Genomic DNA, 12337 nt, shown 5'->3' on the forward strand with positions numbered 1-12337 from the left:
GAATTATAGATATTGAGGGATATATTATGAAACTATTGAGCGATAGTAAAATATTAATCCTAATCGGATGTATCATTCTATCGATACTTCTAATCTCATTTAAGGGCATTTCATTTGGGGTTGATTTAAGTGGGGGCTCTACAATCGTATTAAAAACTGACGAACCCCTTTCAGAGCAGAACATGACCGTGGTTACTACGATATTATCAAGTAGATTAAATGCAAATGGTTTAAGTGATATTACTGTTTATCCCAGGGGAAATGACGAAATAATTGTTGAGATACCCAAAACTGCTGATTTAGATAGAATAAAAAAGATTCTAACTCAACAGGGTGTTTTTGTAGCTAAAATAGACAACATTACTGCATATACTGGGCAGGATGTGGCATATGTTGAAGAACCTGGATTAACACCATCAGGATATGGAGTAAGTTTTAAACTAACTCCCGAAGGGGCAGATAAATTTGCAAAAGTGGCTTATGGAAAAGGAGGACATGCCGTAGAGCTCTACATGGATGGTAGATTAGTAAGCAATCCTACACTTTCTCCAGGATTGGCAGATGGAAAACCACATCCAGACCAGATAATCACTGTTGCAGGAAAAAATCCAACCAAACAGGATGAAGACGAAGCATGGGCAATATATACTGCATTAAAATCAGGTTCTTTACCAGTTAAAGTTCATATTGAATATGTAAGTTCCATATCACCAACACTTGGAGAAGAATTCATTAAGGGAGCGGCAATAGCAGGATTGTTTGCATTCTTAGCAGTCGGGGCAGTTGTTGCAATTAGGTATAAAAAGCCTATGATTGTTTTACCTATACTTATAACCTGTGCCTCCGAAATTTTAATCATACTTGGATTTGCATCGGCAATTGGCTGGAAACTTGATTTAGCATCAATTGCTGGAATTATCGCCTCGGTTGGAACTGGGGTTGATGACCAAATAGTCATAACAGATGAAACACTTTCAAGAGAGTCAAAAAGAGTCAAAAAAAGTATTAAACGAGCATTCTTTATTATATTTGCAGCAGCAGGAACTACAATTGCCGCAATGCTTCCATTGTTTGTTATGAGCATTGGTATGTTAAAGGGATTCGCCATTACAACAATAGCTGGTGTATTAATTGGTATATTGATTACAAGACCTGCATTTGCAAGAATCGTTCAATATGTCGTGAAAAAAGAATATTAATATACATTATTATAGAAAATATTTTTTATCTTTTTTATCTTTTTGTCATAAACATGGCGAGAATTGAAAACATTTTTGTTTAATTTAATTTATATGATTTAAAATAAATTTTTTTATCATCTCAACCCATATTAAAATAAATAATAAATAGGAGATAGGATGATATTGATTTGATGATTTTTCTATAAAGAATATTTTAAAATTACAGTGATGTGCATGAATATAAAAAGAATTTTAAAAAATATATTGTTGTATGGGACCGGTATTATTATAATATTGTTGATAATATGGCATATAGGCGTTAAAGAAATAATTGCTGTATTTTTATCAATGAATATATATCTTTTTTTATTGGCGACATTTATCTATTTTCTAACCATTTTTATTATTGTGATGCGTTGGAGGTCCCTACTACAAATAAATAATTACAATGCAAAACTTAAAAATTTATTCCTATTAATTGTAATGGGACAGTTTATAAACAATATAACTCCATCCATGAAAGGTGGAAGTGAGCCATTTAGAGCATATTATCTCTCAAAATTAGAAAATATTCCAAATCATGTTTCATTTTCGAGTGTTGTGGTTGAGAGATTATTGGACACCATGGTATTCTTAATATTAACATTTTTTGTAATCATATACTTCATAATACATGGAATCATCTATGCAAAGGAGCTCATATTTATATGGATTACCATTGGTGGATTAACAGCCCTTGCTTTATATATCATAATGCATAAAACATTAGCATTTAAAATTACATTAAAAATAGTAAAAATTATATCAAAATTTTCTTCAAAAACCATAAATGAAGATAAAATAAAGGAATCCATAAATCGATTTCAAGATAACATAAAATTTTTTAAAAACAATAAAAGAAAAATAATTATGCCATTTATATTATCATTTGGCTGGTGGTTTCTTGATATTTTAAGGATATACATATTATTTTTAGCAATTAAATGCAATATTTCACTTGTGGCAGTATCCTCAACATACTTAGTATCCCTCCTTATAGGCATTCTCCCAACATTGCCTGGAAGTCTTGGAACCTCCGATGCTGTAATGATTGCCATGTATTCGCTGTTCAATATTCCTTATTCAAAAGCTGCTGCTGGAACGATTTTAGATAGAATAATTTCCTATGGATTAGCCACAATAATGGGAGCTCTTGCATTTAAGATAATAAAAAAGAAAATAAAAACCAAAAAATATAAAGATATAGGAATATAAAAACTAAAATGATAAACTAATTAACGATAAACTAATTAATGACGAATTAGCAATTGGTGAGACTATGATAATCAATATTACCACTGGAAGAATGATGAAATCCCTTGAAGCGTTTAAAGGTTCAAAACCAATTTATGATAGAAATGGGCTTTTAATTGTAAGGGGCGTTTGTAGGGATAAGAATTTTGAAAACTATGATTCAATTAAACAATATCTTGAAAGTAAATTAAAAGAAAATGGTTTTGAAATTGTAGATAATGAAGAGATGGTTTTATTTATGGAAAAAATTGATGAAAAACTTGGGGAAGAAAGTGATATATATCCTGATACTTTTGGATTTGAGATATTGAAAAAATCTTTTGAAGATATGGGATGCGAATGCGATTACGCCATTGGAAAAAAGGGAGAGCTCATGCTTGGAATAAGTTTATGGTATGACAAAATTAGAGGAGCTCCGAAGTTTGTAGAAGTTGTTTGTTGCTAAATTAGTTATTTTTCTTTTTGTTTTTTTATATTTTACGATAAACCGCCGAGAAAGCCAACGATTTTAATCGTTATACAAAACATAGTTTTGTAAAATCTCTTATGAGATTGGATGAGAGGCGGACATTATATCGGCTAGTAAGTAGTAAAATATAAATATGTGAAGATTAGTAGTAAGTAACGCTACCAGTCCAAGTATCTATGGGTAGGGTTATCGAAAACTCTACCGCTGGTAGTGTTTGGAAGTTCAAAAGGTAGCCCTGAATCTCCTAAACGGGGATAGGGGTAGTGGGTTTGGCCACCGTGTAGGGTTAAACCCTACTAAAATTAGACGAAATCACTTCGTGATTTCGTTGCTCGCTTACTACCGTAAGCGAGAACCCAACGAGTTCACTCGTTGGAGTAGGTCAGATTATTATTTTATTAATTCATTCCTTGTTTTTTCAATAAATTCGATGATTTTATCAATTCCTTCATCATTTTTTATTGAGGTCAATAATACATCCATATTGTCGTTTAATTGTTCTGCATCATTTTTCATCTTTACAGGGTCAGCACCGACGGCGTCTGCAATATCTATTTTATTTATAATAGTCAAATCTGCGGTTTTAAATATCATAGGATGCTTTTCAACTGTGTCGTCTCCTTCTGTAACGCTGACAACCACTATTCTTTTATGTGTTCCCAAATCAAAATCAGCAGGACATATCAGGTTTCCAACATTTTCTATAAATAATATATCGATATTGTCCAAATCTAAGTCCGGTAGAGCATGTCCAACCAAATGTGCATCCAAATGACATTCTTTTCCAGTATTCAGAGGTATAACCTGAACATTGTGATTTTCCATTCTTTCTGCATCGTATTTTGCCACTACATCTCCTGCAATACAGCCTATATTATATTTGTCCTTTAAATTTTCTATCAATTTTTCTATTAAAAGGGTTTTTCCACTTCCCGTTGCACCCATAAAATCAAAGGCAACTACATTATGCTGATTTAATAATTTTCTATTTTTATCGGCATGTTTTTTGTTTGCTTTTAGTAAATCTTTTCCTATATCCAATACACTAACAAAATGCATATCATCACCCAAGTTATTTATTATTCCCAAATTGGAAATAATGATATTAAAACTTATTTATTACAAACATAAATAATAGGATGAAGTTAAAATTGTTAATATATCATGATTAATATATTATTATGAAGTAATATCATCATAATAATTAAATAATAACATTGTGAGGCGTAGGTTAATTATTCTTTTCATGGAATTCTATAATTCAATAATAAATATAATTTAATAGGTGAAAATATATAAATATATTGTGGTAATGAAAATGTATATATAAATGAAAATTAGTAATATCTTTTAGGGACAAACATTGGATATAATATTGTAAAATTTATATTTAATTAATTTACTTTTTAATTTTGGTGAAATAATGAATTATATGGACATATTTAAATTTAGCCCCGAGGAAATTAAGGATTTAACTATTTCAACCTTTGCCATTGCATTAATATTCGCATGGTATGGCAGAGGAATACCCCATATAGATTCTTGGTTTATATTGCAGTTCTTGATAGCAAGTTTTACGGTTGGGAGTGGATTTATATTGCATGAGCTCGCCCATAGAACAGTGGCTCGTCATTTTGGAGCATGGAGTGAATTTAGAGCATGGTATGAAGGATTGGTTATTGCATTGGTATTGAAAATAATAATGGGCGCTACTTTTATAGCCCCTGGTGCAGTTTATATTTATAAAGATTATCTAACCACAGAGGAAAATGGACTTATATCCATTGCAGGACCTTTAACAAATGTTGCCTTGGCATTTGTGTTTTATATATTAAATATTCCACTAATATCAAGTTTAGGTTTCCATGTTAATTTATTCCTTGCAGCATTTAACATGATACCAATCTACCCACTTGATGGAAACAAAGTTCTAAATTGGAATCCTTTAATATGGGGCGTTGTGGCTATTCCTTTATTTTTATGGGCGTTGGGAATTTTTTAAATCTTATCCTATTTCATTCTAAATATTCATTAATCATTAAAAAATAAAAAGTTGAAAATATGAGATATACAATTACAATCATTGGATTATGCATCATAATATATTTATTTGGATTATTTTCCAACAACTTAATATATCTATTATTATTTAATCCGTATTATGCCCTAAACATGCCATGGCAGTTTATAACGAGTATATTTGTCCATGCAAATTTTATGCATTTGTTTGTCAATATGTTTGTATTATTTTTCTTTGGCATAAAACTTGAAAGATGGGTTGGTGGGGCAAATTTTATAAAAATATTTTTCATATCAGGTATTGTTGGAAACATTGCATATCTCCTATATTCCGATTTTACCAATCTATACATTCCGGCTTTGGGTGCATCAGGTGCGGTTAGTGGTATCTTAGGAGCTCTCACAGTTTTAGAACCTAACATGAGAATTATGATATTTCCATTTCCAGTTCCCATAAAACTCAAAACTGCAACAATATTATTTGCAGGATTTGGAATATTATGTCTTATGTTCTCAATATTGCCAACAATAGGACATGCGGCTCATCTTGGAGGGTTATTCACGGGCATGCTATTTGGAAAAATATTTAAAAGGAAAATGAACTACCCATCATATTACTGACCATTATATCTATTAATTTTGGGGATAGTATGGAATTTGAACTTTGGATAAGGATTATAAAGGAAAGTATAGACAAAAGGAACATAGAACCTTGGAACATCAATATCGCAGAAATAACCGATGAGTATATCAAAACAATTAAAGAGCTTAAAAAATTCGATATACGGCTATCCGCAGATGTTATTCTCGTTGGTGGAATATTATTACGGATGAAATCTCAGATACTTTATGGAGAATGCGAAAATACATTTAATGAAGATGAGGAGTTTGAGGAGGAGTTCCCTGAAAATTATGATGAATATGATGAATATGAAGAAAACTACGATAATGATGTTATTGTAAATACTGTCAAAGAAAATAAAAATAAGGGTGATACCACTACTAAAAATACTAAAAGCAAGCAAATAACATTTAACGATTTAATTAACACTCTAAAATCAGAGCTTAAAAAGGTTAAAAAAACCAAAACAAGACCAAAAAATAAAAGAGAAACTCCAATTTATAACATTATAGAAGAAATGGAAGAAGAATATGACATTTCTGATTTGATGGAAAATTTAATGTCTGAACTTAAAAAAGAAGGGGAGCTCATATATCAAAATAAGTTTTCTAACAGAAAAGATATTGTAAAAAATTTCTTACCTTCCCTTTATCTTGCAAATGATGGTAAAATTGAAATTTTTCAGGAAGACATCTTTAAGGACATAGTTCTTAGATGCAAAAATTAAATATTATTGTATTTATTTATTGTTAATTATCAATATTATATTTTATATTTTTAGTCAGTATATTACTACATTACTATATTCATGTATATCGTAGTGTTTTAAAACAACACATCTCAGTAAGATTTATATAGAAGTTCATAATCATATACATACCGTTAGAGTAGATACTAAACAATTATGGGATTATTAATAAAAAATATTAAAAAAATTGAGGTGATGGCATGGCAGCAGGTCAGCCAGTAGTTGTATTACCAGAAAATGTAAAAAGATACATGGGAAGAGATGCTCAGAGAATGAACATATTAGCAGGAAGAATCATTGCTGAAACCGTAAGATCCACATTGGGACCAAAGGGAATGGACAAAATGTTAGTTGATGATTTGGGGGACATTGTTGTTACAAACGATGGTGTAACAATCTTAAAAGAAATGAGTGTAGAACACCCAGCTGCAAAAATGTTAATCGAAGTTGCAAAAACCCAAGAAAAAGAAGTTGGGGATGGAACAACAACAGCTGTTGTTATATCTGGTGAATTATTAAGAAAAGCTGAAGAATTACTTGACCAGAATGTTCATCCAACAATCGTTATCAAAGGATACCAGTTAGCACTTGAAAAAGTTCAGGAAATATTAAAAGACATTGCTATTGAAGTAAAAGCTGACGACAAAGAAATGTTAAAGAAAATAGCAATGACATCAATCACAGGAAAAGGTGCTGAAAAAGCTAAGGAAAAATTGGGGGACATAATTGTTGAAGCTGTATCAACAGTTGTTGATGAAAACGGTAAAATCGATAAAGATTTAATAAAAGTAGAGAAGAAAGAAGGAACATCCGTTGATGAAACAGAATTAATCAGAGGAGTATTAATCGATAAGGAAAGAGTAAATCCACAGATGCCTAAGAAGGTAGAAAATGCAAAAATTGCATTGTTGAACTGCCCAATTGAAGTTAAAGAAACAGAAACAGATGCTAAAATAAGCATAACAGACCCTGCAAAGATGATGGAATTCATCGAACAGGAAGAAAAGATGTTAAAAGACATGGTTGATGAAATAAAAGCATCTGGTGCAAATGTTGTATTCTGTCAGAAAGGAATTGATGACTTAGCTCAGCACTACCTTGCAAAAGCAGGAATCCTTGCAGTAAGAAGAGTTAAAAAATCAGACATAGAAAAACTTTCAAAAGCAACAGGAGCAAACATTATTACAAACATAAAAGACTTAACAGCAGACGACTTAGGAGAAGCTGGACTTGTATCAGAAGAGAAAGTTGCTGGCGACGCAATGATATTCGTTAAAGAATGCAAGCATCCAAAAGCAGTAACAATCTTAGTAAGAGGAACAACAGAACATGTTGTAGATGAAGTAGCAAGAGCTATCGATGACGCAATAGGCGTTGTAGCATGCACCATAGAAGATGGTAAAATCGTTGCTGGTGGTGGAGCAGCAGAAGTAGAATTAGCTATGAGATTAAGAGACTACGCAGACACAGTAAGCGGAAGAGAACAGTTAGCAGTTAGAGGATTTGCTGACGCATTAGAAGTAATCCCAAGAACATTGGCAGAAAATGCTGGTTTAGATGCTATCGAAATGCTCGTAAATCTCAGAGCTAAACATGCAACAGATGGAAGCTCAACATATGGATTAAATGTATTCACAGGCGAAGTTGAAGACATGGCTGAAAATGGAGTTGTTGAACCATTGAGAGTTAAAACACAAGCTATCCAGTCAGCTACTGAATCAGCAGAAATGTTATTAAGAATAGACGATGTAATCGCAGCTGAAAAATTGAGCGGTGGAGCTGGCGGAGATGCTGGTGACATGGGCGGAATGGGAGGTATGGGCGGAATGATGTAAGCCCCCATCCCATTACTTTCTTTTTTAGAAAAATATATTTATAAATTTAAATAAACTATATAAAAAAGGATAATAAAATAAGAATAATAAATTATCTAATATCTCTCAATTCCTCCTATATTTTTCACAACTTCCAAAAATGATTCTTCCAATGCCTTCAAATCATCTTTTTTATAGGAGTATATTCTAAATGTAATGCTTTTAAATCCATTTTTAATATTACTTCCTTCATATACATCTATAATTTCAATATCAAACATGCAGTTCAATAATTTCAAAATAATGTCTGGATTCACTTCTTTTTTGAATAATACGGATATATCATAATAATATTTTTTTAAATTTTGTTCTTTCCATTGTTTTAATTCCTCATCATCCATTAAAATTACATTTGCCACATTAATTTTTAAATCCTTTCCATTTTTATCTATAATTACAAAATCATCAACAATATTTTTTACAATCCCAAAATGAACTTTATTTGAATATACATGCCTTAATCCAATTTCTTTACCTGTTGATTTTTTAATTCTCTCGATTTCTTCGGTAATTGCACCAACTGCCTTATTTGAGTAATTCATACCCCTGATGGTTTCATTTCCAAAGTGTTTAGCAGCTTCTTTCATTATATTTGCAAATGATTCTCTGTCCTTTTTTTCCACTACCTGTTTTATGTTATTACATTCTTTTATAAATGTTTCATGAATATGTTTTATTTGTGGATTGTGCATCTGAATATCTGCATATAAATAAGGATTCTGACCAATAATCCTTGCTATGATATTTATCATGAGCTCATATATTGGTGAGGCATATTTTCTTGATTCTTTAATATTTATGTCCAAGTCCTTCAATGTTGCACCAAGAGTGATATAGGCATAATGGGTTAAACCTTGAACAACACCCATAATCCTGTCGTGCTTCTCAGGAGGTATTACAATAACCCTTGCCCCTTCTTTTTCAAGGAAATTTTTTATTTTATCGAACCATGGATTATTTTTATGCTTTTCGGAGGGCGTAAGTATTACAACCTGTCTTTTTAATGAAGGAGTAGCTGGCCCAAACATTGGGTGGGTGGGAATCACACAAACGCCATCTTTTGCATATTTTTCCATGGCTCTTGATGGAATTTCTTTTATTGATGTGATATCCATCAAAACACAATTTTCCCGCACGTGTGGAGCTATTTCTTGAATAACCCTTTCAGTAATGTTTATGGGAACTGCAACCATTACTATGTCCCCAATTTTAGAGGCTTCAATATTGTCGTTGGTGTATTTTACACCCAATTCTTTTTCAACATTTTTACCTTTTACCACATCTCTTCCGGTAACTACTACATCAAAACCTTTATTTTTTAAAAATCTTGCAAACCATTTTCCTAGTCCATCCGTTCCGCCGATTATAGAAATTATCATAACAATTCCTTCATGTGTTTTTATAATTATTAATAATACTCATAATGATACCTATAATAATACCTATAATATGTATTGTATTTTTATATTTATAATGGCATGACCAAAAAGTTTATATATTAGAATTGTATTTTTAATGTATGGAATTAATAACATGTATTAATGTGCCAGGGTAGTCTAGTCCGGCGAGGCAGCGGACTGCAGATCCGCTTCAGAAGGGTTCAAATCCCTTCCCTGGCTTTTCTGAAAGAATGTGAAGAAATCAAGCAAATCTCGAAAGAGATTTGCGAGATTTTATTTTTATATGGTAATATCGATTAATTTAAATATATTATTATAAGTTTAAGGCTCTTTCGACTATGGCTTAACCTTTTTAAAGAGTGTATTTAGATTTACAATTTTAATATTATTCATAAGTATTAATTAAATTAATACAGGACATAATATTTTTTTTAGGTATATTGATACCTTAAATCAAATCGATAAGTTTTTATATTATTTTATAAAATAAATTTATTACAAAAATTGAGGTGATATATTGAAAATCGCTATATTGGGAGCAGGATGTTATAGAACACACGCTGCATGTGGTATTACAAACTTTTCAAGAGCAGCAGAAGTTGCAAAAGAAGTGGGAATACCTGAAATCACAATGACACACTCTACAATCACAATGGGGGCTGAATTATTACATTTAATCCCAGAAGTTGATGAAGTTGTAGTTTCTGACCCTTGCTTTGCAGAAGAGCCAGGAATCGTCGTAATTGACGAATTTGACCCAAAAGAAGTTATGGAAGCTCACCTAGCAGGAGAGCCTGAAAAGGTAATGCCTGCTATTAGAGATGCTGTTAAGGCTAAGGCAAAAGAACTTCCAAAACCACCAAAAGCATGTATTCATTTTGTCCATCCAGAAAAAGTTGGATTGAAAGTAACCTCTGACGATAGAGAAGCAGTAGCAGATGCAGATATTGTAATTACATGGTTGCCAAAAGGGGGAAGCCAGCCAGCAATTATTGAAAAATTCGCAGATGCTATAAAAGAAGGAGCAATTGTAACACATGCATGCACCATCCCAACACCAAAATTCGCAAAAATTTTCAAAGACTTAGGAAGAGAAGATTTAAACATCATTTCATACCACCCAGGAGCAGTTCCTGAAATGAAAGGACAGGTATTCTTATCAGAAGGGTTTGCATCAGAAGAAGCTGTTGAAAAACTCTACTGTATAGCAAAAACCGCAAGAGGAACTGCATTCAAAATGCCTGCAAACTTAATCAGCCCTGTATGTGATATGGGTTCAGCAGTTACTGCACCAGTTTATGCGGCAATATTAGCATACAGAGATGCAGTTACAAACATATTGGGAGCTCCTGCTGACTTCGCTCAGATGATGGCAGATGAAGCTATCACACAAATGTTGGAATTAATGAGAAAAGAAGGCATTAGAAACATGGAAGATAAATTAGACCCAAAAGCTTTAACTGGAACAGCAGACAGTATGTGCTTCGGTCCATTAGCAGACATCCTTCCATCAGCATTAAAAGTTCTTGAAAAACATGGTAAAGATGACAAATGCGATTGTGGATGTAATATAAAACCATAATCATTTTCGTTGCTCACAGATTTGTGATTGCACGGCAATATACTTTTTTATTTTATTTCCTTTTTATTTTTACTAATGAAAACTATAATTTACAGTTTTGGTGATGCAATGAATTTTTCAAAAATAAAAAGCAATTTTCAAGATTTAAAAAATGGAGAAATTGATGTAAAACAGGGATTACTATCAAAAGAAGATGCTTTAAAGTTATTCGAGATTACCCATTGGAAGGATTATTTAAAATTATTTAGTATTGCATCAGAAGTAAGAGATTATTTTAAAAAAGAGATAGAAATTACATCAACAATACATATAACGAATATCTGCAAAGTTCATCCAAAATGTCTATACTGCGGTTTTGCGTCTGGAACTTCAAAAGAGGGATACTACACACCATTTAAAATATCAGATGAGGAGATAAAAAACTCCGCTATTGCAATAGATAAAAGTGGGATATGTCGTGTAAGTTGTTCATCTGCCCACGGTTATGAAGGTGGGGAAGTATTAAGAGCTCTAAAGATAGTTAAAGAAAATACCAACTTAGAGGTTTTAGTAAATGCAGGTGCAGATTTAACAGAGGAATCCATAAAAGAAATGAAAAAATACGGCATAGACACCATTTGCTGTAATTTGGAAACTACAAACAAAGAATTATTTAAAAAAATAAAGCCCGGGGAAGAATTGGAGGATAGAATAGAAGTTTGTAAATTGGTTAAAAAATACGATATAGAACTATCATCAGGTTTATTATTGGGGGTTGGAGAAAGTCATGAGGATAGAGTAAATCATCTCCTATTTTTAAAGGAGCTCGATGTTGATGAGATACCAATTATGGGATTCAATCCATACAAAGGAACCCCTATGGAAAACCATCCAAGATGTTCTTCATTGGAGCAGGCAAAGACCATTGCAATTGTAAGATTGATGTTTCCAGACATAAGAATTACATCACCAACCCCGACGATTGGGGCTGAGCTCATGCAGTTTGCACTGATGGGAGGAGCAAGCAACATAGCAACAGTAATTCCTGATAATCATCCTATGAATATAAAAGGAGTGGGAAACCCAAAAACAGGAAATTTAAAGGATGTAATTAGAATGATTAAAGAATTGGGTCTAAAACCAAAAATAAGGATGGACTAAAATTATGCA

At 32.1% G+C, this 12337-nt stretch carries 11 protein-coding genes and 1 tRNA gene; 10 read left to right on the plus strand and 2 right to left on the minus strand.

Annotated features, from left to right (window positions below):
* Window positions 1-26 precede the first annotated feature (26 nt).
* From Mjas_RS02455 to Mjas_RS02465, 3 genes are all read left to right on the plus strand, one after another.
* A complete protein-coding gene (locus tag Mjas_RS02455) occupies window positions 27-1199 on the plus strand; it encodes a preprotein translocase subunit SecD (RefSeq protein WP_421078207.1) in 1173 nt (390 codons plus the stop codon).
* A 216-nt stretch (window positions 1200-1415) separates the two neighbouring features.
* On the plus strand, window positions 1416-2435 hold the full coding sequence (locus tag Mjas_RS02460; protein WP_421078208.1) for a UPF0104 family protein: 1020 nt from the start codon (window positions 1416-1418) through the stop codon (window positions 2433-2435).
* A gap of 64 nt (window positions 2436-2499) precedes the next feature.
* A complete protein-coding gene (locus Mjas_RS02465) occupies window positions 2500-2919 on the plus strand; it encodes a DUF2120 family protein (protein ID WP_421078209.1) in 420 nt (139 codons plus the stop codon).
* Between the two features lie 414 nt (window positions 2920-3333).
* Here Mjas_RS02465 and hypB read toward each other — a convergent pair whose 3' ends face one another.
* The gene (gene hypB / locus Mjas_RS02470; RefSeq protein ID WP_421078210.1) at window positions 3334-4002 is read right to left on the minus strand and encodes a hydrogenase nickel incorporation protein HypB; all 669 of its coding nucleotides are present in this window, start codon (window positions 4000-4002) and stop codon (window positions 3334-3336) included.
* Window positions 4003-4366: 364 nt separating this feature from the next.
* Between hypB and Mjas_RS02475 the strand changes: the two genes are divergently transcribed.
* From Mjas_RS02475 to thsA, 4 genes are all read left to right on the plus strand, one after another.
* A complete protein-coding gene (locus Mjas_RS02475) occupies window positions 4367-4945 on the plus strand; it encodes a site-2 protease family protein (RefSeq protein ID WP_421078211.1) in 579 nt (192 codons plus the stop codon).
* Between the two features lie 59 nt (window positions 4946-5004).
* Complete coding sequence (locus tag Mjas_RS02480) at window positions 5005-5583, plus strand: rhomboid family intramembrane serine protease (protein WP_421078212.1); 579 nt, start codon at window positions 5005-5007, stop codon at window positions 5581-5583.
* Between the two features lie 29 nt (window positions 5584-5612).
* Window positions 5613-6311: a segregation/condensation protein A gene (locus Mjas_RS02485; RefSeq protein WP_421078213.1), complete on the plus strand. Its 699-nt coding sequence runs from the start codon at window positions 5613-5615 to the stop codon at window positions 6309-6311.
* Window positions 6312-6532: 221 nt separating this feature from the next.
* The gene (thsA, locus tag Mjas_RS02490; protein WP_421078214.1) at window positions 6533-8167 is read left to right on the plus strand and encodes a thermosome subunit alpha; all 1635 of its coding nucleotides are present in this window, start codon (window positions 6533-6535) and stop codon (window positions 8165-8167) included.
* Between the two features lie 95 nt (window positions 8168-8262).
* Here the strand turns inward: thsA and Mjas_RS02495 are convergent, their stop codons facing one another.
* Complete coding sequence (locus tag Mjas_RS02495; RefSeq protein ID WP_421078215.1) at window positions 8263-9585, minus strand: prephenate dehydrogenase; 1323 nt, start codon at window positions 9583-9585, stop codon at window positions 8263-8265.
* 166 nt (window positions 9586-9751) lie between these two features.
* Between Mjas_RS02495 and Mjas_RS02500 the strand changes: the two genes are divergently transcribed.
* The 3 genes from Mjas_RS02500 (at window position 9752) to hmdB (ending at window position 12328) form a co-directional block, all read left to right on the plus strand.
* Window positions 9752-9825, plus strand: a tRNA-Cys gene (locus tag Mjas_RS02500).
* Between the two features lie 298 nt (window positions 9826-10123).
* On the plus strand, window positions 10124-11188 hold the full coding sequence (hmd, locus tag Mjas_RS02505; RefSeq protein ID WP_421078216.1) for a 5,10-methenyltetrahydromethanopterin hydrogenase: 1065 nt from the start codon (window positions 10124-10126) through the stop codon (window positions 11186-11188).
* A gap of 108 nt (window positions 11189-11296) precedes the next feature.
* Window positions 11297-12328: a 5,10-methenyltetrahydromethanopterin hydrogenase cofactor biosynthesis protein HmdB gene (gene hmdB / locus Mjas_RS02510; RefSeq protein ID WP_421078217.1), complete on the plus strand. Its 1032-nt coding sequence runs from the start codon at window positions 11297-11299 to the stop codon at window positions 12326-12328.
* The last annotated feature ends 9 nt before the right edge of the window (window positions 12329-12337 follow it).

Origin of the sequence: Methanothermococcus jasoni (assembly GCF_049075655.1) — an archaeon.
GTDB lineage: Archaea > AGJL01 > Methanococci > Methanococcales > Methanococcaceae > Methanofervidicoccus.